Origin of the sequence: Kitasatospora sp. LaBMicrA B282 (assembly GCF_050325825.1) — a bacterium.
Taxonomy (GTDB): Bacteria; Actinomycetota; Actinomycetes; order Streptomycetales; family Streptomycetaceae; genus Kitasatospora.
Genome location: NZ_JBNQTI010000118.1, coordinates 1 through 22,849, shown reverse-complemented (window position 1 = coordinate 22,849; position 22,849 = coordinate 1). Strand labels below are relative to the sequence as shown.

22 protein-coding genes are annotated in these 22,849 nt (G+C 72.9%); 10 read left to right on the top strand and 12 right to left on the bottom strand.

Annotated elements, in window-relative coordinates; translation table 11 throughout:
* The first annotated feature begins 287 nt into the window (after positions 1 to 287).
* Complete coding sequence (locus ACQRUO_RS27245; protein ID WP_428318722.1) at positions 288 to 524, top strand: DUF6059 family protein; 237 nt, start codon at positions 288 to 290, stop codon at positions 522 to 524.
* 199 nt (positions 525 to 723) lie between these two features.
* Here ACQRUO_RS27245 and ACQRUO_RS27240 read toward each other — a convergent pair whose 3' ends face one another.
* From ACQRUO_RS27240 to ACQRUO_RS27225, 4 genes are all read right to left on the bottom strand, one after another.
* Positions 724 to 2,013: a ketosynthase chain-length factor gene (locus tag ACQRUO_RS27240; protein ID WP_428318721.1), complete on the bottom strand. Its 1,290-nt coding sequence runs from the start codon at positions 2,011 to 2,013 to the stop codon at positions 724 to 726.
* A complete protein-coding gene (locus ACQRUO_RS27235; RefSeq protein ID WP_428318720.1) occupies positions 2,010 to 3,281 on the bottom strand; it encodes a beta-ketoacyl-[acyl-carrier-protein] synthase family protein in 1,272 nt (423 codons plus the stop codon). Before ACQRUO_RS27235 ends, ACQRUO_RS27240 begins: the two co-directional genes overlap by 4 nt.
* Positions 3,278 to 4,075 carry a thioesterase II family protein gene (locus ACQRUO_RS27230; protein WP_428318719.1) on the bottom strand — a complete coding sequence of 266 codons (798 nt, stop codon included), beginning with the start codon at positions 4,073 to 4,075 and terminating at the stop codon, positions 3,278 to 3,280. Before ACQRUO_RS27230 ends, ACQRUO_RS27235 begins: the two co-directional genes overlap by 4 nt.
* Before the next feature lie 129 nt (positions 4,076 to 4,204).
* On the bottom strand, positions 4,205 to 5,026 hold the full coding sequence (locus ACQRUO_RS27225; protein WP_428318718.1) for an AfsR/SARP family transcriptional regulator: 822 nt from the start codon (positions 5,024 to 5,026) through the stop codon (positions 4,205 to 4,207).
* A gap of 280 nt (positions 5,027 to 5,306) precedes the next feature.
* On the opposite strand from ACQRUO_RS27225, the gene ACQRUO_RS27220 reads away from it, so the two are divergent.
* Together ACQRUO_RS27220 and ACQRUO_RS27215 are read left to right on the top strand one after the other, a co-directional pair.
* Entirely contained in the window at positions 5,307 to 5,516 is a 210-nt protein-coding gene (locus tag ACQRUO_RS27220) for a hypothetical protein (protein ID WP_428318717.1), read from the top strand.
* A 190-nt stretch (positions 5,517 to 5,706) separates the two neighbouring features.
* On the top strand, positions 5,707 to 6,657 hold the full coding sequence (locus tag ACQRUO_RS27215) for an AfsR/SARP family transcriptional regulator (RefSeq protein WP_428318716.1): 951 nt from the start codon (positions 5,707 to 5,709) through the stop codon (positions 6,655 to 6,657).
* Between the two features lie 65 nt (positions 6,658 to 6,722).
* On the opposite strand, the gene ACQRUO_RS27210 is transcribed toward ACQRUO_RS27215, so the two are convergent.
* The 4 genes from ACQRUO_RS27210 to ACQRUO_RS27195 all read right to left on the bottom strand — a co-directional run bounded on the left by ACQRUO_RS27210 (position 6,723) and on the right by ACQRUO_RS27195 (position 10,430).
* Positions 6,723 to 7,538, bottom strand: a complete 816-nt coding sequence (locus ACQRUO_RS27210; RefSeq protein WP_428318715.1) for an AfsR/SARP family transcriptional regulator — start codon at positions 7,536 to 7,538, stop codon at positions 6,723 to 6,725.
* A 305-nt stretch (positions 7,539 to 7,843) separates the two neighbouring features.
* The gene (locus ACQRUO_RS27205; RefSeq protein ID WP_428318714.1) at positions 7,844 to 8,479 is read right to left on the bottom strand and encodes a ScbR family autoregulator-binding transcription factor; all 636 of its coding nucleotides are present in this window, start codon (positions 8,477 to 8,479) and stop codon (positions 7,844 to 7,846) included.
* Between the two features lie 10 nt (positions 8,480 to 8,489).
* Positions 8,490 to 10,082: an acyl-CoA carboxylase subunit beta gene (locus ACQRUO_RS27200; protein ID WP_428318713.1), complete on the bottom strand. Its 1,593-nt coding sequence runs from the start codon at positions 10,080 to 10,082 to the stop codon at positions 8,490 to 8,492.
* 141 nt (positions 10,083 to 10,223) lie between these two features.
* The gene (locus ACQRUO_RS27195) at positions 10,224 to 10,430 is read right to left on the bottom strand and encodes an acyl-CoA carboxylase epsilon subunit (protein WP_428318712.1); all 207 of its coding nucleotides are present in this window, start codon (positions 10,428 to 10,430) and stop codon (positions 10,224 to 10,226) included.
* 172 nt (positions 10,431 to 10,602) lie between these two features.
* Between ACQRUO_RS27195 and ACQRUO_RS27190 the strand changes: the two genes are divergently transcribed.
* Positions 10,603 to 11,556 carry a ScbA/BarX family gamma-butyrolactone biosynthesis protein gene (locus ACQRUO_RS27190; RefSeq protein WP_428318711.1) on the top strand — a complete coding sequence of 318 codons (954 nt, stop codon included), beginning with the start codon at positions 10,603 to 10,605 and terminating at the stop codon, positions 11,554 to 11,556.
* An 83-nt stretch (positions 11,557 to 11,639) separates the two neighbouring features.
* Positions 11,640 to 12,410: an SDR family NAD(P)-dependent oxidoreductase gene (locus ACQRUO_RS27185; RefSeq protein ID WP_428318710.1), complete on the top strand. Its 771-nt coding sequence runs from the start codon at positions 11,640 to 11,642 to the stop codon at positions 12,408 to 12,410.
* Positions 12,411 to 12,458: 48 nt separating this feature from the next.
* Here the strand turns inward: ACQRUO_RS27185 and ACQRUO_RS27180 are convergent, their stop codons facing one another.
* Positions 12,459 to 13,115: a ScbR family autoregulator-binding transcription factor gene (locus tag ACQRUO_RS27180; protein WP_428318709.1), complete on the bottom strand. Its 657-nt coding sequence runs from the start codon at positions 13,113 to 13,115 to the stop codon at positions 12,459 to 12,461.
* Positions 13,116 to 13,361: 246 nt separating this feature from the next.
* Between ACQRUO_RS27180 and ACQRUO_RS27175 the strand changes: the two genes are divergently transcribed.
* The gene (locus tag ACQRUO_RS27175; protein ID WP_428318708.1) at positions 13,362 to 14,057 is read left to right on the top strand and encodes an HAD family phosphatase; all 696 of its coding nucleotides are present in this window, start codon (positions 13,362 to 13,364) and stop codon (positions 14,055 to 14,057) included.
* Between the two features lie 52 nt (positions 14,058 to 14,109).
* Here ACQRUO_RS27175 and ACQRUO_RS27170 read toward each other — a convergent pair whose 3' ends face one another.
* From ACQRUO_RS27170 to ACQRUO_RS27160, 3 genes are all read right to left on the bottom strand, one after another.
* Complete coding sequence (locus ACQRUO_RS27170) at positions 14,110 to 14,484, bottom strand: DUF6009 family protein (RefSeq protein WP_428318707.1); 375 nt, start codon at positions 14,482 to 14,484, stop codon at positions 14,110 to 14,112.
* A complete protein-coding gene (locus ACQRUO_RS27165; RefSeq protein ID WP_428318728.1) occupies positions 14,481 to 16,076 on the bottom strand; it encodes a phage/plasmid primase, P4 family in 1,596 nt (531 codons plus the stop codon). The genes ACQRUO_RS27170 and ACQRUO_RS27165 overlap by 4 nt, the downstream gene beginning before the upstream one ends.
* Positions 16,077 to 16,147: 71 nt before the next feature.
* The gene (locus tag ACQRUO_RS27160; RefSeq protein ID WP_428318706.1) at positions 16,148 to 17,245 is read right to left on the bottom strand and encodes a bifunctional DNA primase/polymerase; all 1,098 of its coding nucleotides are present in this window, start codon (positions 17,243 to 17,245) and stop codon (positions 16,148 to 16,150) included.
* 960 nt (positions 17,246 to 18,205) lie between these two features.
* Here ACQRUO_RS27160 and ACQRUO_RS27155 point away from each other — a divergent pair.
* From ACQRUO_RS27155 to ACQRUO_RS27140, 4 genes are all read left to right on the top strand, one after another.
* On the top strand, positions 18,206 to 18,616 hold the full coding sequence (locus tag ACQRUO_RS27155; protein WP_428318705.1) for a hypothetical protein: 411 nt from the start codon (positions 18,206 to 18,208) through the stop codon (positions 18,614 to 18,616).
* 83 nt (positions 18,617 to 18,699) lie between these two features.
* Positions 18,700 to 21,123, top strand: a complete 2,424-nt coding sequence (gene tap, locus ACQRUO_RS27150) for a telomere-associated protein Tap (RefSeq protein ID WP_428318704.1) — start codon at positions 18,700 to 18,702, stop codon at positions 21,121 to 21,123.
* A 27-nt stretch (positions 21,124 to 21,150) separates the two neighbouring features.
* Complete coding sequence (gene tpg, locus ACQRUO_RS27145) at positions 21,151 to 21,714, top strand: telomere-protecting terminal protein Tpg (RefSeq protein WP_428318703.1); 564 nt, start codon at positions 21,151 to 21,153, stop codon at positions 21,712 to 21,714.
* A 300-nt stretch (positions 21,715 to 22,014) separates the two neighbouring features.
* The gene (locus ACQRUO_RS27140) at positions 22,015 to 22,779 is read left to right on the top strand and encodes an SDR family oxidoreductase (protein WP_428318702.1); all 765 of its coding nucleotides are present in this window, start codon (positions 22,015 to 22,017) and stop codon (positions 22,777 to 22,779) included.
* Positions 22,780 to 22,849: the final 70 nt, after the last annotated feature.

Sequence of the window (22,849 nt, the reverse complement as noted above, 5' to 3'; positions counted from 1 at the left end):
GGTCCGCCCGCCGTCCGCCGAGGGCCTGGGCAGGCACGCTCGGCGGCCCGCAGTCGGCGGCCGTCCCCAAGAGCCTGTCCGGAAACGCTCGTGATCCGGCCGGGGGCCGGTCGAGTCCCGGTGGAGCCGGTGGGAGCGTCGGCGCACCCCTTCGCGTCAAGCCCGTCCCGCTGCCGTTCCACCGCCGCTCGACCGGATTGCCACAGCTTTTCGAGTACCGCGGCGGACAGTGACCGCACCACGGCCCACCCACCCGCCGCCCGGCGGCCCGACCCTGAGGAGGCGACATGCGGGCTCCGACGCCGTGCGCCATGGTCCGCGCCGTCTGGCACGGCCTGGTGGTGCTCGGCCTGCTGCACGTCGGCGAGAGCGAACCGGAGGCCGGGCCCGCCTGGCTCCCGGCGCCCGACGCGCTGCCCCCCGGCCACCCCGAACGGCTGCGCCCCGACCTGCCGCTGACCGCCCTGGAGCGCCGGCTGCTGCGCGAGCTGCGCCGGCTGCCGGGAGCGAGCGGGCTGGTGTGAGCAGGCGGCAGGCGAGACCCCGGCACGGCCGGGTGTCCGCCGTGCCGCGCCCCGACGTGGTGCCGGCCCGCTGCCCGGTGGCCGGCGGGCACCACGAAGGGCGGCGGCCGTGATCGCCACCACGGCCGCCGCCCCTGTGTTGCCCCGCTCCCTCCGGTGCCCGCCCGACCGGGCCCCGGTGCGGTCCGCCCCGCCCCGGTCAGGCGTCCATCGCGCGGACCACCGCCGCCGAGTTGAAGCCGCCGCGCCCACGTGCCAGCACCAGGGCGGTGCGCAGGTGGGGCAGCCGCCGCGGGACCTCGGTCACCAGGTCCAGGCGGCAGTCCTCGGCGAGCTGGGCGGTCCCGGTGGTCGGCGGGATCACCTTGTCGCGCAGCGCCAGCAGCGCCGCCGCGACGTCCAGCGAGGCACCGCCGGCGCCGAGCCGCCCGGTCATCGACTTGGGTGCGGTCACCGGCACCCCGTACGGTCCGAACAGGGCGGTCAGCGCGGCCGCCTCGCTGCGGTCCGCGGCGGGCTCGCCGGCCGCGTCCGCGAACACCACGTCGACCTGGTCGGTGCTCACCCCGGCGTCGGCCAGCGCGAGTTCGGCGGCCTCCTTGAGCCGCGGGCGGTCCGGGCCGCCGTCGAAGGTGGCCGCGCACCCGGCCACCACGCCGTAGCCGACGGCCCCGCGGGCGGCGGCCGCCGCCGCGTCCTCCAGCACCAGCAGCGCCCCGCCCTCGCCGACCACGTGGCCGCAGGCGGCCCGGTCGAAGGGCAGGTAGGCGCGGTCCGGGTCGCCGACCGTGCTGAGCCGCCCGCTCGACAGATGGGCCACCCAGCCCCACGGGCAGAGCGCCGAGTCGACGCCGCCGGTGACCATCAGGCTGGCCCCCTTGCGGATCTCGCGGCGGGCCCGGGCCAGCGCGTCGATCCCGCCGGCCTGCTCGCTGACCATCGCGGTGCCCGGGCCGCGCAGCGCGTGGCGGATGGAGATCTGGGCGGTGCCGGCCGCGTGGAACCAGGCGAACGACTGGTAGGCGCTGACGTAGGTGGCGCCCTTGCCCCACAGCGCCTCCAGCCCGCGCTGGCCGAACTCGGTGCCGCCGGCGGCGCTGGCGGTGATCACGCCGGCCCCGTAGCCGGGCAGCGCGGCCGGGTCGGCCCCGGAGTCCGCCAGCGCCTCCTGGGCGACCACCAGGTTCAGCCGGGTGACCCGGTCGGTGGAGGGCAGCAGCCGGCTGGGGATGTGGTCCTCGTCGACGAAGTCGGCGATCTCGCCGGCGATCCGCACCGGGTAGCCGGAGGCGTCGAACCGGGTGATCGGGGCGATGCCGCTGCGCCCGGCCAGCAGCGCCTGCCACCAGGCCTCGGTGCCCAGGCCGTTGGGGGCGGCCACGCCGATGCCGGTGACCACCGCCCGGGCCGGATGGCGCTGGTCCTCGTCCTCGACCGGTTCCTCCAGCTCGTCCAGCTCCTGCTGCGGAGCCGGGATCGGCTCGCTCATGCCGCCTCCCTCAGGCGTGGGCGGGTCAGCACCGTCGCGGCGTGGAAGCCGCCGAACCCGCTGGCGACGCTGAGCACTGCGCTGGTGCGGTGCTCGCGGGCGAAGAGCGGGGTGTAGTCCAGGTCGCAGGTCGGGTCGGGCTGGTGCAGGTTGGCGGTGGGCGGCACGGTGCTGTGCTGGATGGTGAGCACGCTGGCCGCCACGTCCAGGGCGCCGGCCGCGCCGAGTGCGTGTCCGATCATCGACTTGATGGAGCTGACCGGGACCCGGCGGGCGTGCTCGCCCAGGCCCAGTTTGAAGGCGTGCGTCTCGTGCCGGTCGTTGTGCCGGGTGCCGGCGCCGTGCGCGTTGACGTAGTCGACGTCCACCGGGTTCAGCCGGGCCTCGTCCAGGGCGGCCCGGATCGCGTCCGCCATCTCCTGCCCGCCCGGGCGCAGCCCGGTCATGTGGTGCGCGCTGCTGTAGGTGGCGAAGCCGGACAGCTCCGCGTAGGCGTTGGCGCCGCGGCGGCGGGCGTGCTCCAGCTCCTCCAGGATCACCACGGCGGCGCCCTCGCCGAGCACGAACCCGTCGCGGGTGCGGTCGAAGGGGCGCGAGGCGGTGCCGGGCTCCTCGTTGCGCGGGCTGGTGAGCTGGATCCGGTCGAAGCAGGCCATCGCGATCGGGGAGATCGGGGCCTCGGCGCCGCCGGCGATCATCACGTCGGCGCTGCCCTCGCGGATCAGTTCGGCCGCGTGGCCGATCGCGTCCAGGCCGGAGGTGCAGCCGCTGGAGACCACGCCGGCCGGGCCCTGCGCGCCGCTGTCGCGGGCCACCACCGCGGCCAGCGAGCTGGGCACGAAGTAGTCGAAGAGGCAGTCGGCCGCCTTGGCGTGGTCCACCGCCCAGGTGTTGCCGTAGTCGCTGAGCAGCCCGTACTGGGTGGCCAGCCCGGTGACGCAGCCGACCGCGCTGCCCAGGCTCACCCCGCAGCGCAGCGGGCGGTCGTCGAGCACCTCGGTGAGCCCGGCGTCGGCGACCGCCTCACGGGCGCTGACCAGCGCGAACTGCGCCACCCGGTCCAGGCGTTCGGTGTCGGCGAGGTTGAAGCCGTGGGCCGCGGGGTCGAAGTCGACCTCGGCGGCGATCCGCGAGCGGTAGCCGGTGGCGTCGAAGAGGGTGATGTTGCGGGTCGCGGTGCGCCCGGAGGTCAGCAGCGCCCAGAAGTTCTTGATGCCCACCGCGCCGGGGGCGACCACGCCCACGCCGGTGATCACGACCCGCCTCATCGCACGCCCCCCACCGGCTGCGCGGCGACCAGCTCGCGGCAGGCCCGGCCGACCAGTTCGGCGAGCTCGGGGCCGTCGGCGAAGAAGTGGCCGCCGTCGACGGTGCGCGCCTCCACCGCCGCGTTGGTCCAGCCGCGCCACTCGGTGAGCGCCTGCGGGAACGCCACCGGGTCCTCGGTGCCGGCGAAGACCAGCACCGGCACGTCCACCGGCCCGCCGGTGACCGGGTCCAGCGCCGCCTCGCGCAGCGAGCGGGCCAGCCGCAGGTCGTCGCGGAGCACCGGCAGCACGCTGCGGTGCCACAGCCCGCCGGGCCGGGCGGCCTCGCCCTTGGGCAGCGAGCCCAGGTGGTCCAGCAGCGGCAGCAGCTGCGCGTCGGGCAGGTCGGCGGCCCGCACCAGGGCGGTCGCCACGTGCGGGGGCAGGCAGGCGCCCACCGCGAGGAAGAGCGGCGGCGGGGCGCCGGCGTCGTCCAGCGCCCGGGTGAGCGTGTAGGCGACCAGCGCGCCCAGGCTGTGGCCGTACAGGGCGTAGGGGCCGGATGCTGCCGCCCGGAGCAGTGGCGGCAGCAGGTCGGCGAGCAGCCCGGCGCGGTCGGTCACCCGGGTCTCGCGCCGGCGGCTGTCGCGGCCGGGCAACGGGAGGGTGGCCACCTCGACCTCGGGTCCCACCGCCGCCGGCCAGCGGCGGTAACTGGCGACGCCGGCACCCGCGTGGCCGAGGCAGTACAGCCTGACCGGTCGTGGGCCGACCGGTTGCGGGCGCACGTCGTCGACCGCCGTCCGAGAAGCCATCCTGGTCCTCCTTGAGGAGATGTCTGGTCGCCGTCCGCCGCGCGATGCGATGACCGCGGTGCAGCACCGGCCGCGGCACAGACGTCCGCAGGATGAGCTTCGTCGGATGACCTCGAACGGCCCTCGAACTCAGGCCGCGTACAGGTCGAACGTGGAGGTCCGGCGCGGTCCGGCCACCACGTCCAGGCGCGGGTCGACCGCGAGCATCGCCTGGTGCATCCGCTGCAGCTGGGGGGAGGGCTCGACGCCGAGTTCCTCGATCAGCCGCTGGCGCAGCCGGCGGTAGACGTCGAGCGCGGAGGCCTGTCGTCCGGAGCGGTAGAGGGCCACCATCGCCTGCGAGTGCAGGCCCTCGTGCTGCGGGTGACGGGCGACCAGGTCGGTGAGCTCGGCGAGGAGTTCGGCGTGTCGCCCGAGCCGCAGATCCGCGTCGATCCGGCGTTCCCGGGCGACGAGTCTGCTCTCCTCGAGGCGCATCACCTCGATCTCCAGGATCGGTCCCACCCGCACGTCGACCAGGGCCGGTCCCTCCCACAGGTCGAGCGCCTCGCGCAGCCGCGCGGCGGCGAAGTCGTCCTCGCCGTCCTCGAAGGCCTGCCGGCCCTCGGCCACCAGGCGCTCGTAGGCATAGACGTCGACGGCCTCGCTGGGGATCTGCAGCAGGTAGCCGCCGTACCGGGTGGCCAGCACGTCCTTCACCGAGCCCGGGACGTCCGGGCCCATGGCGGTGCCGAGCAGTCGGCGCAGCTGAAGGATGTAGGTCTGGAGCGTGGTCAGCGAACTCTGCGGCAGGTCGGATCCCCAGATCTCCTCCATCAGGGTGGGGACCGGGACGACTCGGCCGGGGTACAGGGCGAGCAGCGCCAGGATCTGGCGGGGCTTGCCCGCGGTGGGAACGATGGACATGCCATTGACTTCGGCGTTCAACGTGCCCAGGACTTTTATCTTCATGGGTTCCCCCTCTGCGCCGTTGTCGGACGCCGTTGGTTCCGAGCCGCTGTTCGATTCCTCAGACTGTCGCCCCCGAGCAATTTCTGCCACTGCCTAAGCCGGCAGGCAAGGGAACAATAACCCCTTCCGATCCGCCCACCAGGGTCGCTCTAGCAATTCTTGAGAACTTCTCGGAAGTATCCTGACGTCGCACTGATATACGGCTGACAAAGGGACCCGGGACCACGGTGGCCGGGTTCTGCCCTGTTGCCACCGGGCCGCGGCTGTTAGCTTTCGAGCCATGGCGGTGGAACTCGACGGGGTCGACACGGACCCGTTCACCAGGGGAGTGCTCGTACGCCTGGCCGAGTCCGGCCGTCCGGGCGGAGCTGTCGCCCGCCCCGACTTCCTGCCGGAGCTGCCCGACCGGGTCCTGCTGGACCTGCTCAGCTGCTACCACCGGCAGGGCGGCCCGGCCGGCGTTCCGGTGGCCGCCTTCGATGCGGCCTGAATCCGCCCTGAATCCTCCTCGAGGAACCTTCCACGACCCCCTGCGATCCGCTGGCGAATACCGGCGGGCGGACCGCGCCGGGGCTACTCTCGGCCGCGGGCGGGAATGAACCGCGGCAATTCACCGGGAGACGCCGGGACGCCGTGCCGGCCGGCCGCGGTTCCGCCGAAATTCCCGGTGTGAGGATGAGATGGAGTTCCGGATTCTGGGGTCCGTCCAGGTCTACGACGAACGCGCCGACCTGCGGATCGTGCCCACCGGCGCCAAGCAGCGGGCCCTGCTCGGGGCGCTGGTCGTGAAGGCCGACCAGGTCGTGCCCGCGGACCGGCTCGTCGACGAACTGTGGGGCGAGCACCCGCCGGCCAACGCGGCCAACGCCCTGCAGGCCCACGTGGCCAGGCTGCGCCGGCTGCTGCCGCTGCCGGCCCCGGGCTCGGGCGAGGCGCACCACGAGTGGTTGGTCACCCGCCCGCTGGGCTACGTGCTGCGACTGGACCGCACCGACACCGACGCGCGGCGCTTCCTGCGGCTGGCCGCCGAGGGCCGTACCCTGGCCGCCGCCGAGCCCGGCCGGGCCAGCGAGGTGCTGCGCACGGCCCTGGCGCTGTGGCGCGGCCCCGCCCTGGAGGGCTGCGGCCGCGGCACCATCTGCTCGGCCGAGGCCTCGCTGCTGGAGGAGAGCCGACTGGCCGCCCTGGAGACGCTCTACGACGCCTGCCTGCGGGCCGGCCGCACCGGCGGCGTCGCCGGCGAGCTGGAGGAGCTGACCACCGCGCACCCGCTGCGCGAACGGTTCTACGAGCTGCTGATGGCCGCGATGTACCAGGGCGGCCGCCAGGCGGAGGCGCTGGGCGTCTACGACCGGGCCCGGCGCCGGCTGCTGCACGACCTGGGCGTCGAGCCGGGCCCGGCGCTGCGCGGCCGGATGGAGGCGATCCTGCACCAGCAGGACCCCGGCGCGGTGCTGGCACCGGCCGACCGGGCGGCCCCCGCGGCGCCCGGTCGACTGGAGGAGGAGGTCGGGGTGCTGCGCGCCGAGGTGGTGCGGCTGCGCCGGCAGTTGGAGCGGCTGGCCCTGGAGCACCAGGACCTGCTCGGCCGGGTGGAGCGGTTGACCGCACGGGAGGCGGCGAGCGGCTGAGGGCCGCTGCCGGTCCGGGTTCGTCCTGGGGTGCACCGGCCGGCTCCTTGTCTGCTCTGCCCGGGTCAGCGGGTGACCAGGCGCCGCGGTGCGGGCTGGGCCGGGGCGGCTTCCGGCCGGGTGGTCAGGATCGAGCGCTGCAGCCGGCCGAGCGCCGCGGAGGGCTCCAGGCCGAGCTCCGAGACCAGGGTGGCGCGCAGCCGCTGGTAGACGTTGAGCGCCTCGCCGCGCCGGCCGGAGCGGTGCAGGGCGAGCATGAACTGGCCGTGCAGGCTCTCGTGCATCCGGTACTGGTTGACCAGCACGGTCAGCTCGGAGAGCAGTTCGCGGTGGCGCCCCAGTCGTAAGTCGGCCTCGATGCGCTGGTCGAGCGCGCACAGCCGGGCCTCCTCCAGCCGCTTGCTCTCCATGGCGATCCGGCTGCCGGCGTGGATGTCGGCCAGGGCCGGGCCGGTCCACAGTGCGAGCGCGTCGGCCAGGCGGCGGGAGGCGCCGCTGTAGTCCTCGGCGTCCATGGCGCGGTAGCCGGCGCCGGCGCGCCGTTCGAACTCGCGGTAATCAAGGGTGCCGCCGCGGGTCTCCAGCCGGTAGCCTCCAGGCAGGGTGACCAGAATGTCCTTGGCCGTGCAGCGCTCGTTCTCGCCGTGGGTGAGCGCCTCGGCGATCAGTTCGCGCAACTGCAGGATGTAGGTCTGCAGGGTGGTCCGGGCACTGCGCGGAGGAGCTGCACCCCACAGCTCCTCGGTCAGCGTCGAGACCGAGACGACCTGGTCGGCGTGCAGGGCGAGGAGCGCCAGGACTTGTCGCGGCTTGGGGGCCGTCGGCGTGATCGAGACTCCGTTCTCACGCACCGATAGCGCGCCCAGGACTTCGATGTCCATGTCTCCCCCAATGGGTGTCTGCGAGCCGGAACCCGGCCGCTGCGGAGCGCCCGTCGCCGGGCATCCCGCGAGGCTAAAACCGCACTGGTCTATAAAAAAACGGCACAGTCGGTTTGTCAATCCTCAAGCACTACTGGGCTGCTCGCGTGGCGGTCTCTCCAGTGGATCGAAGACGCCAAGTCCATGACAAGTAGTGCTCGATCGGCCCCACGGGCACCACGAAACAGCCCGGCCACCGCTGGTGAGCGGTGGCCGGGCCGGGGTGGTGGCGGCCGCCTGAGCGGCCGTCACGTCGGAAAAAGAGACTAGTTGGTCGGTATTGTTGGCCCGCTGGCGACGGCGGTCGGCCTGGGCAGCAGGTCCGGCGCGGCGAGCGTGGGCAGCAGCACCTGCCAGAACCGGGCGACGGTCTCCGGGAAGAGCCAGTCGGCCTTGCGGGAACTGAGCACCTCCAGGCCGACGGTGCCGGCCACCACCGCGGTGGCGGCCCCGTCGGGCACCACCTCGGGGCGCAGTTCGCCGTCCTCGCCGGCCCGCTGCAGCACCTGCTCGATCCAGCGCTGCCACTGCTCGCGCAGGTCGATCCGCGGCGTGCGGGCCGGATCGCTGCAGAGCTCGAACCCGGCCCGCAGCACCGGGTCCTCGCTCAGCACGTGGGCGAGCCGGTGGGTGGCGTCCACGAGCCGCTGCAGGCTGCTTCCCGCGGCGGCCTGCGGGGTGTCCCGGGTGAGCGCCTGGAGCTTGGTCAACGCGGCCTCCTCGACCGCATCCGCCAGCGCGGCTTTGCTGGCGAAGTGGAAGTGCAGCGCACCGCTGCTCACCCCGGCCGCTCTGCTGATCGTGGTGAGCGAGGCGATGGTGTAACCGTCGCGCTGGAACAGCTCGGCCGCGGCCCTGACCAGGGACTCCCGGGTGCGCAACGCACGTTCCTGTTTGACCATTGGTGCTCCGTTACTGCGGTGGGTTGCCGTGCTTGCGGGAGGGCACGTCGACGTGCTTGTTGCGGAGCATGGCGAGGGACCGGATGAGGACATCGCGGGTCTCGGCGGGGTCGATGACGTCGTCGACCAGGCCGCGCTCGGCGGCGTAGTACGGGTGCATCAACTCGTTCTTGTACTCCTTGACCATCTGGGCCCGCATCGCCTCGGGGTCCTCGGCCTCGGCGATCTGCCGCCGGAAGATCACGTTGGCGGCACCCTCGGCGCCCATCACCGCGATCTCGTTGGTCGGCCAGGCGAAGGTCAGGTCGGCGCCGATCGACTGGGAGTCCATCACGATGTAGGCGCCGCCGTAGGCCTTGCGCAGGATCAGCGAGATCCGCGGCACGGTGGCGTTGCAGTACGCGTACAGCAGCTTGGCGCCGTGCCGGATGATGCCGCCGTGCTCCTGGTCGACGCCGGGCAGGAAGCCGGGCACGTCCAGCAGGGTGATGATCGGGATGTTGAAGGCGTCGCACAGCTGCACGAAGCGCGCCGCCTTCTCACTCGCCTCGATGTCCAGCACCCCGGCCAGCGCGGCGGGCTGGTTGGCCACGATGCCCACCACCGAGCCGTTCAGCCGCCCCAGGGCGCAGATCACGTTGCGCGCCCAGCGCTCGTGGACCTCCAGGTACTCGCCGTCGTCGACGATCTCCTCGATCACCTTGGCCATGTCGTACGGCCGGCTGCCGTCGGCCGGCACCAGGTCGAGCAGGACCTCCGAGCGGCGGGTCTGCGGGTCGCTGCACGGCACGCACGGCGGGTACTCGCGGTTGTTCTGCGGCAGCAGCGAGAGCAGGTAGCGGACCTCGGCGATGCAGGTCTGCTCGTCGTCGTAGGCGAAGTGCGCCACGCCCGAGGTGCCGGCGTGCACGTCGGCGCCGCCCAGGCCGTTCTGGCTGATCTCCTCGCCGGTCACCGCCTTGACCACGTCCGGGCCGGTGATGAACATCTGCGAGGTCTCGCGGACCATGAAGACGAAGTCGGTCAGCGCCGGCGAGTAGGCCGCACCGCCCGCGCACGGGCCCAGCATCACCGAGATCTGCGGGATGACCCCCGACGCTCTGGTGTTGCGCTGGAAGATGCCGCCGTAGCCGGCCAGCGCGGAGACGCCCTCCTGGATCCGGGCGCCCGCGCCGTCGTTCAGCGAGACCAGCGGCGCACCGGCCGAGATGGCCATGTCCATGATCTTGTGGATCTTCTGCGCATGCGCCTCGCCCAGCGCGCCACCGAAGATCCGGAAGTCGTGCGCGTACACGAAGACCGTCCGGCCCTCCACCGTCCCCCAACCGGTGATCACACCGTCGGTGTACGGCTTCTTGTTCTCCAACCCGAAGCCCTGGGCGCGATGCCGGCGCAGCTGCTCCACCTCGTTGAACGAGCCCTCGTCCAGCAGCAGCTCGATCCGCTCACGCGCCGTCAGCTTGCCCTTGGCGTGCTGCGCCTCGGTGGCCTTCTCACTGGGCCCGCTGACGGCCTGTGCCCGGACCGCGTGCAGCTCGGCCACCCGGCCGTGCGCGTCCGTCGTTTCGACGGCGGCCCGAGAAAGGTCATCAACAACGGTCATGACTTGTCCCTCCCTCTCGGTGCGGCCCTGGTCGTTAGTCCTCACAGTAACAAACCACCCATGCGGTTTGACTAGGAGGGGAACGTGGCTCGCACGCGATCTGTTGGATAAACGCCTACGCGGAAACCGTTCTGCGGGCGTTTAGCGCCAGTGGTACGGCGAGCGGTAGGTTTGGGCCGCCAGCTCGGGCCGCCATCGCGGCACCTCCGAGGCTTCGCGATCACCGTCCGACTCTCCCCGGCCGGCCAGCACCGCGTGCAACACCGCAACGACCACGGCAAGTTCCTCGTCACTGGCCCGTCCACGCTCGACCCTGAGCGCGAGGTTCCCGGTCTCCGACCCGCTCATATCGCCTCCTCCGGCCTCCGCACACCGTCCGCCACGGGGCTATAGAGGTGCTTCAGGTCCACTCGAGAAACGACGACCCGGAGGTAGCGGCTCCATAGCAAAAAACCGGTTGGTCAGTATCTTTGCGGTGGACGTCCACCTCACCTTCCGTCACCGCGGCCCAAGGGGAGCCATGCCTGCGAGCACGATCCACACCGAGCTCAGCACCGCCGTTCAGCACCCCGCCCCGCTCGGGGTAGTCCCGAAGGAACTGGTTCACCGCGACAACGCTGCCGAGGTCCTCCTGACCGGTTGGCAGCGCCAGGATGCCGACCGCTTCACCGTCACCGCCCTGTGGCCCCGCGGCCACAGCTTCTTCACCTCGGTCGACAACGGCTCCTACGACCCGCTGCTGATCGCCGAAACGATGCGTCAGCTGTGCATCCTGCTGCCGCACACCGAGTTCGGGGTTCCGCTCGGTCACCACTTCCTGCTGCAGGGCCTGAGAGTGACCGTCCAGCCGCAGTGCCTGCGCATCGACGAGACTCCCGCACAGCTCGACATCGAGGTCACCGGCTCCGGGATCGAGCAGCGCCGCGGCGTGCTGACCGAAGGCCGTTTCCAGGCGGTCTTCCGGCGCGCCGGCGAGGTGGTGGCGACGGCGGCGATCGACCTGTCGATCCTGAGTCCGGGTGTCTACCAGCGCGTGCGCGGCGGCCGGAACCAGCAGATCAGCGCGGCCTCCCGGTCCCTGCTGGCCCCTGGGTACCAGCCGCAGACGGTGGGCCGGGTGGCCGACATGGACGTGGTCCTGGCGCCCGACAGGGAGCAGGACAAGTGGCAGGTGCGGGCCGACGCCCGGCACCCCATCTTCTTCGACCACCCGCTCGACCACGTGCCGGGCATGTTGCTGCTCGAGGCCGCCCGTCAGGCGGCGGCCCGCCTCATGGGACGCTCTTCGCTCCAGCTCTTCGGCATCGGTGGCGAGTTCCACCGGTACGTCGAGTTGGACGCCCCCTGTGTGGTGGAGGCCAGGCACTTCCCCCAGCAGCGGCCGGGGGACAAGCAGATCGTGATCGTGACCGGCCACCAGCACGGGGAGCTCTGCTTCAACGTCACCGTCTCGGCGGCCCAGGGCGCCCGCTGAGTGTCGCTCGGCGCGAGCGCCGGGTCGGGACGCAACAGTCAGACTCAGGCCAGTCCACACGCACTGATCAGGGGGAACGTGCGATGGCACATGCTCATGGATCGTTGGCCGGGAAGTCCATCCTCATCACCGGGGCGACCAGCGGGATCGGCGAGGCGGCGGCGCGGGTGTTCACCCGGCGCGGAGCCCGCGTGGTCCTGGTGGCCCGCCGGGAGGACCGGCTGAAGACGCTCGTCGACGAGATCCGGTCCGCCGGCGGGCAGGCCGTCCAGGCCGCGGGGGACGTGCGGGACTCCGAACACATGGCCCGGGCCGTGGCCCTGGCGGCGGAGGCGTTCGGGCGGCTGGACGCGGCGTTCAACAACGCCGGCACGGTGGTCGACCGCTCGCCGCTGCACCTCGTCGACGACTCGGCCTTCGACACCGTCATGGACACCAACGTGCGCGGTGTCTGGAACTGCATGCGCCACGAGATCGGCGCGATGCTCACCACCGGCGGCGGGGCGATCGTCAACACCAGCAGCGTGGCCGGCCTGGTCGCCACATCCGCCGGTGCCCCGTACATCGCCTCCAAGCACGCGGTGATCGGCCTGACCAAGTCGGCGGCGGTCGAGTACGCCGCTCAGGGCATCCGGGTCAACGCGATCGCCCCCGGCCTCGTCCGGTCGGAGATGACCACCGACTGGTACGCCCGCTACCCGCAGACCAAGGAGCGGAGCGCCGCGAGGGCGCCCCAGGCCCGGATGGCCGAGCCGGAGGAGGCCGCCGAGGCCGCCGCATGGTTGTGCAGCGACGAGGCCTCGTTCGTCACCGGCGCGACCCTCTCCGTCGACGGTGGTGCCACCACGTGGTGAGGGGCCGTGCGGTGGGCTGAGTGGGGCCACCCCGCGGGGTGGCCCCACTCAGCCCACCGCCTCCTCGGCAGCCGCGTCGATCTCCATCTGGGCGTACACGCGCGCCCCGCGGTCCTCGGACATGTCCAGCCTCCCGAGGACCGCGGGTACCGCGACCGAGGGCATGATGTGTTGGAAGAACACGGCGATCCGGTGCTCGAAGTCCCCGAGGGCGTGCTCCAGTTGCGAGAAGATCTGCGCCCCGTTGAACGACGTGAGCACGAGCTCCGCGGTCTCGCGCGGCTCCACGTGGGCCAGGGCCTCGCCCCGGGCCTGCGCCTCGACGATCCGTCCCTCCAGCACCTCGATCCATGCGGGCCAGGCGCTGCCGTACTGCTTGCGGCCCTTCGGATCCTGCGAGAGCCGGGCTCCGGCGCGCAGCATCGGGTCGTACGGCAGCCGGTGGGCGACCACCATGACCACGTCCACCAGCTCCTGGAGCTTGAGGTCCCGTGGTGGCAGGGCCAGCGCCGTCTGGACGTCCAGGACCCCCCGGGCCAGGGCTTCCTTGGAGTCAAAGTGGAAGTAAAGGGCGCCCTTGGTCACACCGGCAGCCTTGAGGATCTCCGAGACCTTCGCGGCGGCGTACCCGTCCTCGGCGAACACCGTGGCGGCTGCTTCCAGAACCGCACGGTGGGTCCGGATTGCACGCTCCTGTCGTGCCACGAGACCTCCTATGCCTAACTAAAGAAACCGTCTAGATGGTACCTTAACCGTCCCGATCAACTTTGTGACACCACTTGCCTCACCATTCGGACATGACTCCGCGCGTCCGTGACAGCAAGTAGTCAGCAAGCCGCTGAGAGCCGCACAACGGGTCCGGTTCCGGACCAGGGCGGGGGAGCCCAGGCTTGCTCAGTAGGGCCAGGAAACCAGCTCTGGCACGGGGTCAGACACGAGGGGGGTTGCACCATGACCGGACCACTGAACCAGCTCAAGGCCGCTGCCGTGAACATCGACGGCGTGATCCTTAACGACACCTTCAGCCCGGTGATCCACCACTTCGTCACCAGCCGGGGTGGTCGGTACTCCGCCGAGGTCGAGCGCCGGGTCTTCTCCCAGCGGCGGGCCGAGGCAGCCGCGGCCATCGCCGAGGCCGCCGGGCTGGACTGGCCACTGGAGCAGGTCCTGGAGGTGTACTTCCAGGAGCGGGCCGAGTACCTGGAGCGCCACCCGAACCGGATCCTGGACGGCGCCCTCGACCTGGTCGGGCGGCTACGCGCGCTCGGCCTGCGCACCGTCTGCTACGGCGGCCTGGACCGGACCCACTTCGACCAGCACCTCGGCGCCCACGCCGAGCTCTTCGACGAGCCGCAGTACGTCTGCACCAACGACTTCCGCCCGGGGGTCAGGGAGATCGTCACCGAGGTCTTCGGGCTCGACTACGCCGAGGTGCTCTTCATCGACGACGTGGCCGCCGTGGCCGAGCACGCCAAGGCCCTGGGCGTCCCGTTCGTCGGCCACCCCTCGGACTTCGAACTCGGCCACCAGCGGCAGCTCATGAACGAGGCGGGCGTGCAGCACGTCGTGGCGTCGCTGGACGCCGTCGACGAGCCGTTGCTGCGCGCCCTGGACGCGGCGGCCGCGAGCGGCGACCTCTGGCCCTGACGGATGCACGCCCCCGGCGCCCGCACGTGCCCGGGCGCCGGTGAGCGAGAGCCTAGACCGCCGCCGACAGCGGCCGCCCCTCCGAGCGCTCCGTCTTGCGCCCCTTGCTCCCCGGCGCCAGCGAGAGCGTGTCCACCGCCTCCGCCGGCGCCCCGGTGGCGTACAGCCCGTCCGGGTCGGTGTCCCGGTCGTGCGGCAGCAGCCAGAACACCCGGCGGCGGAAGGTGCCCGAGGAGGGCGAGGGCTTGGCCTGCGGGCCCAGCAGGGCGTAGCCGACCATCCGCCCGTCGCGGTGGTAGGCGGGCTTGCCCCGGCGGGTGGGCAGCCGGTCCAGGCTCTGGCGGACGTAGTCGAGCCGGGTGATGTCCTCCAGCCAGACCAGGTCGATCTCGTGACTGATCTCGTCCTCACCGATGAGCGCGCTCATGCAGTCTCCTCGTGTGCGAGCAAACCGATGCCCGGGTAGTACTTGCGCTGGTTGGACAGGATCATTCCCCTGGGGGACTCCAGTCCCACCACCTCGCGGACGCGCGCCGCGAAGGCCCGGGAAGACAAGGCCGGTGCGCCCTCATTGTGGCACCAGCTCTTGTAGGCCGCGTAGAGCTGGGCCTGTTCGGCTCGCGAGCCCGGGTCGAGCCGGCAGTTCTCGCCGAGGAAGCGTCCGGTGTGGTCCTCGGTCTCGGCGTAGGCGGTGGTGGCGATCCGGACCCGCTCGGGGCCGGTGAGGTCCCGGTCGCCGCCCAGGTAGCGGCGGGCGCCCTCGATCAGCCAGTTGATGATGCCAGGGCCCTCCTCGCGGACCAGGATGTCCGCCAGGTTGTCGATCTTGCGGTCGTCGGAGACCACCCGCTCGAACGGGATCAGCCGCATCCGCCGCCAGAACGCGAAACCGCCGGTGCCGACCTCGGGGCGGTGGTTGCCGAGCAGCCACAGTTTGTGGGTCGGCTCGAAGCTGAAGAAGTCCTGGCGCATCCGCCGGGCCTTGATCCGGTCGCCGCCGGTGAGCAGCTTGACCCGGGCCTCGTCGAACCGGTCGCCGGGCTTGACCTCGCTGCACACGATCACCCGCCGGCCGTGCAGCTCGGCCAGGTCGGTCGGGTGGCCCTCGTACGGACGGGCCATCAGGAACCCGGGCGGCGCGGCGTCGGCGTAGTCCCCGAGCAGCTTCATCAGCACGTCCAGCAGCACCGACTTGCCGTTCTTGCCGGAGCCGAACAGGAACGGCATCACCTGGCCGCCCACGTCCCCGGTGACCGAGTAGCCGAGCAGCAGCTGCAGGAAGCCGATCATCTCGCTGCCCTCCGGCCCCTCGCCGAAGGTGTCGGTCAGGAACCGGTCCCAGCGCGGGGTGTCCATCGCCTGCGGGGCCGCGGTGGTCGAGCGCGAGTGGAAGTCCCGCACCGGGTGCGGGGCGCGGATCGCGCCGGTGCGCAGGTCGACGATGCCGACCGGGGTGCACAGCGCGTACGGGTCGGCGTCCAGCAGGGTGGCGTTGAGCACCATGCCCGGGGCCGTCCTGGCCTGCGCGAGCATGGCGTTGATGCCGCTGGTGCTCAGTGCCCGGCGGCGGTGCAGCTGCAGTTCCTGGACCGAGTGCCGGCCGCTGGGGTCGTTGAGCGCGATGGCCTCGGCGAGGTCGCCGGCGGCCCACAGCACGGTGTCGTCCTCGTCGAGCTGCCAGCGGGTGCCGGCCCAGCGGTACCAGCCCAGGCCGGGGACGTGGCGGTAGTCGTTGGCGTACAGCTTGACGAAGAGTTTGGCGTTGCCCCGGTCGCTGAGGGTGTCGGGCAGCAGCCCGTCCGCGGTGACCTCGGGTGCGCTCGCAGCCGGGCCGGCCACGGACGCACCTGCGGACGGGCCCGGGGAGGCCCCCGCAGCCACACTCACGGCCCCGTTCACGGGCAGAGCCTCGGGCACCCCCACCGGCGCCCCCGCAGCACCGTTCACCGGCCCGCCCACGGCCCCTGACGGGGGCACCGACGCCGGCGCCGGGAGCACAACACCCGCCGGCGGCGTCAACGGGGTCTGCTGGGCCAGGATCTGGGCCGCCACCGCCTGCGCGTCGAAGTCGACCAGGCTCTTCTCGGTGGTCACGGGCGGCTCGCCGGGATCAGCGGCCGGCGGACACCGGCGTCCAGCCCGCTGCGGATGATCGCCGTGCTGCGCCGCTGCTGCCCGGGGCGGGCGTGCCGGGCAGCCTGCTGCAGGGCGTCCTCGGCGGCCGCGGCGGTGAGCAGCCCGGCGGCGACCAGGCCGCCGGCGGTGTAGGCGGCCCGGTTGAGCTTCTCGGAGAACGCGGCGCCCTCGGCCACGGCGGCGCAGTCGGCCACCGCGGCGAGCATGGCCGCCAGCACCGGGTGGTGGTGCGCGCCGGGTCGGGGCGTGCGGGCGGTGGCGGCCGCGACCGCCTGGCGGGCCCGCGGGGGGACCAGGGAGACGCCGGTGGCGGGCCCCTGGGTGGGCGTCAGGTGCCCGGTGCGGGCGAGCTCGTCCGCCAGCCAGGCGGGCAGCGGCGCGGGCTCCCGGACGGCTCCCACGGGCTCGTAGCGGCCTGCCGTGGTCCGGTGGCCCGGCGCGACGATGTAGCCGCCCTGGGCCCGGACGTCGACCTGCCAGGCCAGCGCGCGGCCCGCGCCGGAGCCGCTGGAGCACTGCCACCCGTGGCCCCGGTACCAGACGTGCAGCCCGCCGGAGGGGGTGCGCACCCGCAGCGTGGACTCGTCGTGCGCGGGGTGCGGCCGGTTCCGCAGGGCCGCCAGCACGCCGAGGGTGTGGAAGCCGTTGGCCAGCCCGGTGAGGTCCACCGCCTCGCCCACCGGGATGCCCGGCAGCAGGCGGTCGCGGTCGGGCAGCGGCTGGGGGTGCGCGTCGATGTCGATGACCACCAGCCCGGCCGGCCCGCAGGAGACACCCACCCCGTGCTCGGGGTGCTCGCCCCACCAGCGCTCGATCCGGGCCGGGTCGAGGGTGGCCGCGTGGAACCCGTGGCAGCGGCCCCCGGTCCGCAGGCAGGCGCAGCCCTGGCGGGTGTGGCCCACCTGCCGGCAGGCCGCGCAGTTGCGCACCGGGGTCTTGCGGCCGGCCGCCAGCGGGTGGACCGGCCAGCCGCGGGCAGCACACCAGCGGGCGGTGGCCAGGGACCGGCCGAGGCCTGGGTTGCTGTGCGAATCATGCAGCTCGGCAGCCATTCCAACCCCCCGTCAGCGACCCAAGCGACTCAATGACGGACTTACAGTAGCGAAACAGTGAGACGGAGAGTACCGGCCGTTACTAGAACACCTGAAGCTTTCGGGCCCGGCCCGCCTCACCCTCCGCCCGCGTGTCCGTCCCGCGGCAAACTCCGCCCCAGCGACTGAAATCTCGGCGGCAGCGACTCAGCGACTTTCGGTCGCTGGCTCAGTAGCTCGACAGAACTGCAGGTCAGACCAGGTACAACAGCCAAAACAGCGACTGAAGCGACTCAAGCTCTCTATCTATGACGCACACACGCACCCGCGCACACGCGCTTTGCGTCTCATAGATAGGACCTTGAGTCGCTTCAGTCGCTGTTTCGCCCTCCGCGCGGCTCTGACCTGCTGCTTCGCTCAGCGACTGAACGGCGACCGAGTCGCTCCGGTTCAGTCGCTGTCCGGGCCCTCGAGGTCACCGGAGACCCCCTCCGCTCGGTCCGAAGGGTCTTGAGCGGCTCGGCAGTCACCCTGTAGCCCGCTCCGAGCCGACCCCGTTCACCAGGCAAAACGCCCCGATCCCCGGCTCCGGGCCAGGCTGTGGAGTAGACCAGCTAAGACTGTGTTCGAATCCCATTTCGGGGCCGTCAACACGCAAACGCACAACGGCCGATTTACTCACCCTCTCGAGGGATACCCACCAGGAGTCGGTTGACGAATTTGTCACCTTTTGGTTGACCGGCCGTTCACTCACACGAGCTACCGTGGGATCTTCTGATCAGTCCTATGATCAGCCTCTCGAACAGCGCCTGACCGGCCGTCGGCCGCCCGTCCGGGTCATTCGAACACCGTCCGCACCGGGCTGCGGAACCCCTCGCAATCGTCACGATGAGTGACCGCCAGATGGCTCACCGCTGCCACGTCCGGGGCCGCAACGAACCAACAACCCGTTGATCGGTTGTTCCCGGCTACCCTGCACCCATGGCCTTCGAACCGAGTCCGGCAGCCCAGCGCTACGCGGATGCCCAACAGCGCCTGGCCGGGCTCCGGGACCGGGCCGACCTCGCGGAGGCGGAACCCGGTTGGGAGCCGGCCCACCGGCTGTGGGAGTCCTCCGCGGTGCTGAGCAAGCTGCTGGGCGCCGGCGCGCGGGCCGGACAGCCGCAGGCCGAGATCAGCGTCGACGAACTGGGCGCGGCGCTGGCCGTCTTCGAGGAGTTGCGGATCCGGCTGGACGAGCTGGAGTGTCAGGTGATCATGGAGGCCCGCCGCCGGGGCCTGGAGTGGCAGCAGATCAGGGACGAGCAGGGGCTGCGCTCCCCGCAGGCCGCCGCCCAGCGCTACCAACGGCTGATGACCCGCCTCGAGGAGATCCGCCAGGGCGTGCGCTAGCCGGCCCTCCCGGCCCGCGACGACCCGTCAGCCAGACCGAGCACCAAGCACCGAGTTAACAAGCACCAAGGAGAGACCGCGCGATGACCGGGACCCCGGACGCGATCGACGCCCTGCTGGGCCCCGGCCCCCGCCGGGCGGTCCCGCTGCCGTCCCCGGCCGAACGCGAGCGGCTGCGCGGTGCCTACGGGCTGACCAAGACCGAGACCGCCAAGGCGCTCGGGGTCAGCAGCACCACCTTCGGCGCCTGGGAGGCGGGGCGGCGCGAGCCGCAGGGCGAGGCCCGGGTGGCCTACGCCCGGCTGCTGGACGGGATCGCCGCCCGGCTGGCCGAGACCTCGCCCACCGAGGCCCCGCCCGCCGGCGCTTCCCTGGCCGACGATTCCCTGACCGACACGTCGCCGGCCGAGCCCCTGACAGCCCCTCAGCAGGCTCCGGCTTCCCCGCCCCCGCCTGGCGTCGCCCTGCTGGACGAGACCCCGCAGGGTGAGCTGGTCCTCGAGGCCCCCGCGCCCTGCATCCGCTGCGGCCGCCCCACCCCCTACCGCTCCGGCGGCCGCCCGCTGCACGCCGGCGACTGGTGCACCCCGACCCCGCAGCCCCAGGACCCCACCGAGCCCGCCACCGAAGCCGCCACCGCCGCCCCCACTCCCGCCGAAGCCCCGCCGGCCCAGCCCCCCGCTCCGTCCCCGGCCCCTCTCCAGGCCCCACAGGCACCCCGCCGCCAAGCCACCCGCCCCGCCGCCCCCCGCCAACCCCCCGCCCGCCCCCGCCGCGCCCCGGCCAAGGCGGCCCCGGCCCCCGACTGGGAGCAGGCCGCCGCCGCCCGCTTCCCCACCGGCCCGCTCGCCGTGATCGACGTCGCCCCCGACGGCCGGGAGCTGCTCGAGTACCTGGTCGACGGCAGCGCCCACCCGGTCCCGGCCAGGACCCTGCCCGCGCTGGTCGGCTGGGCGCTGGAGGCCGGACTGGGCTCGCCCCGGCTGCACCGCTACGGCAAGGACGGCGACCCGCTGCTGGTGCTGACCGACGCGGCCGCCACCGAGCTGGGCCTGCCGCCGGCGGGCAAGGACGAGAAGAAGGACTACGTCCCCCGCCTGGGCCGCCTCGCCGCCGGCCACCGGGTCGTCAAAGCGCTGGCCCGCGGCGGGTGGCAGCTGACCCAACGCGGTCTCGGCCCGTGGGCCCGGGTCTACCGCGAACCCACCGGCGGCCGGCGCGAGTGCGTGCAGCTGTGCGTGCCCATGTGGGGCGCGCTCGAACTGGGCGGCTGGCAGTTCCCGGCCGGGCTGGGCGCGGGCGACCTGGCCCGGCTGCTCGGCGCCTACGCGACCCGGGTGATCACCCCGCGCGGTTCCACCGCGGTCTCCGGGCTGGAGCTGATGACGGCGCTGCGCCCGCCGACCCGGGCGGTGCGCACCGAGTCCGGCTGGGTCTCCGCGCCGGTCGACGGCTCGCTGCACCAGGCGGTCGACGCGGCGCCGCCGGAGGTGCCGGCCGAGCACCCGCTGGCCGAGGGGCGCGGCAGCGAGGCCGACCAGGTGCTGGCCGAGGAGGCCTGGGACTGGTTCCGCCCGCTGGACCAGGTCGAGGACGCGGAGCGGGCCCAGCCGTACGCGGTGGGCCTGGACGTCAACACCGCCTTCCTCGCGGCCGCCGGCCGCCTGGTGGTCGGGCTCTCCGAGCCACTGCACGCGCAGCGTCCCGCCTTCGACCGCAAGGTGCCCGGCTGCTGGCTGGTCGACCTCTCCGGGCTGGACCTGGACCCCCGACTGCCCAACCCCTTCACCCCGAGCGGCGAGCCGCCCCGCGGCCCGGCCTGGTACGCGACCCCGACGCTGGCCTACGCCGCCGAACTGGGCGCCACCGTCGAGCCCCTGGAGGGATGGCTGCGCCACGAGGCGGGCCCCTACCTGGACCCGTGGCACCGCAGGCTGCGTGACGCCTACCTGACCACCATGGAGCGGCTCGGCGTGCCGCTGGACCTCGCCGACCGGGACCCGCAGGCCTTCCTGGCCGCCATGGCCCGCCTGGGCGAGGCGGGCGACCCGGCCGAGCTCGCCGTGCTCTCCGCCATCAAGGCCACCGCCAAGGGCGGCATCGGCAAGCTGCGGGAGAAGCCGCGGCAGGGGTGGCAGCCCGGTCAGCGCTGGGCGGCGCTGGAGCGGCCGACCTGGCGGCCGGACATCCGGGCCGCGGTGATCGCCACCGCCCGGGTCAACTTCCACCGCAAGCTGCGCCGGACCGCCGAGACCACCGGCCGCTACCCGCTGGGCGTCCTGTCGGACTGCGCGGTGTACGCCGCCCCGGGCCCCTCGGCGCTCGACGTGCTGCCCCACGACCCCGCCGCCGCCCCGGCACCGGGCGCGCTGCGCCTGGGCGTCAGTCCGGGCTTCGTGAAGTTCGAGGGCGCCCGCCCGCTGCCGGAGGTGCTCGCCCTGCTGGCCGAGCAGGCTAACCCGGCCCGCCACATCAAGACCGGTGGCGCGGTCTCCGCCGACGAGTAAGCCGACGAGTAACCCGAGGAGAGCACAGTGGGCGAGATCGACGAGGCGCTGGAGCGTGTGGAGCGCACCCGGCCGATCCCGGTGCACCTGGGTGCCCGGGTCAGGTTCCTGTGGGAGAAGGTCGCCAAGAAGGACACCCGGGCGCTGGCCCAGGTGGTGGGCGTCTCGGTGCGCAGCGCCCAACGCTGGGTCAAGGCGCTGGCCGCGGGCGTGGTGCCGACCATGACCAAGGAGAACGAGCGGAAGGTCGAGCAGGCGGTGCGCCGGCACTGGCAGCCGGGTGTGCGCAGGCGGGTGCGCAGGGCGGCCGAGCAGCGCGGTTTCCTGCTGCACATCCAGGCCCAGTTCGGCTACCAGTCCGCGGCCGGCTCGACCGACGACCCGCGGATGCGCACCATCACCCAGCACCTGCCCGGCGAGGTCGCCCAGCGCCTGTTCACCGCCGTCGACGCCGGCGCCACCCAGCGGTCCCAGGAACGCATCCTGGCCGATGCCCTCCAGGAGCACTACTTCCGCGACAACGGCCGCCGCGCCACCGGTCTGCTCACCGACATCACCGGCCTGCAGTGGGCCGACTTCGACATCACCTGAGCCCGACCTTCGCGCTCGCCCTTCGTCCCCGACCTTCGTCCCCGACCTTCCGCGGCTCGGGCCGGGCAATTGCGCCGACCGGAACTCGCTCACCTGGCCTGAACAGCACGTTCGGTGCACCAACGGCTGCGCCGGTCGCCACTAGGGGTATACGGAAGGTTCGCTCAAGGAGCGATGGATTCCGGTGGTCATCGTCTCCCGGCGGCGTCGGGCGGGTCGTAGATTGGTGCGCTGCCGAACTTGTCGCGTGCGAACCGGACTTGGCGCCGGGTCGCGCATTCCCCGTGGAGGTCCTTGGTCGTGGGCATATTCGATGGCAAGACCGCGCTCGTCACCGGGGCCAGCCGCGGCATCGGCCGCGGCATCGCCCGCCGGCTGGCCGAGGACGGCGCCTTGGTCGCCGTGCACTACGCGACCGGGCGGGACGCCGCACTGGAGGTCGTCGAGGAGATCGAGACGGACGGCGGGCAGGCCTTCGCGGTCGGTGCGGAGCTCGGTGAGGTCGCCGCCGTCGAGGAGCTGTTCGACCAGTTGGTGGAGCAGCTGCGGGAGCGCTCCCACTCCGCCTCGCTGGACATCCTGGTCAACAACGCCGCGGTGGGCGGCCCGCCGGTGCTGACCGAGGACGTGACGCCGGAGCTGTTCGACCGCTACTACGCGGTCAACGCCCGGGCGCCGTTCTTCGTCGCGCAGCGGGCGCTGGCGCTGATCCCGGACGGCGGCCGCATCGTCAACATCTCCTCCGGCATCACCCGCAGCTCGCAGCCGGACCAGATCGCCTACGCGATCTCCAAGAGCGCCATCGAGCAGCTCACCCTCCACCTGGCGCTGCACGTGGCACCGCGGAACATCACGGTGAACACAGTGGCTCCGGGCCGCACCGACAACCAGAGCCCGGTCTTCCGCAACCCCGAGGCGGTGCGGCGGATGGCGGAGATGTCGGCGTTCAAGCGGGTCGGCCAGCCCGAGGACATCGCCGACGTCGTGGCCTTCCTCGCCTCGGACGCGTCCCGCTGGGTCACCGGCTCCTTCATCGACGCGACCGGCGGCACGCTGCTCGGCTGACGCCCGAGCTCGGGGGGAGTTCGGCGGGGGAAGGCGGCGGCGCCGCCCGGAACGCTTTCCGGGCGCCCCC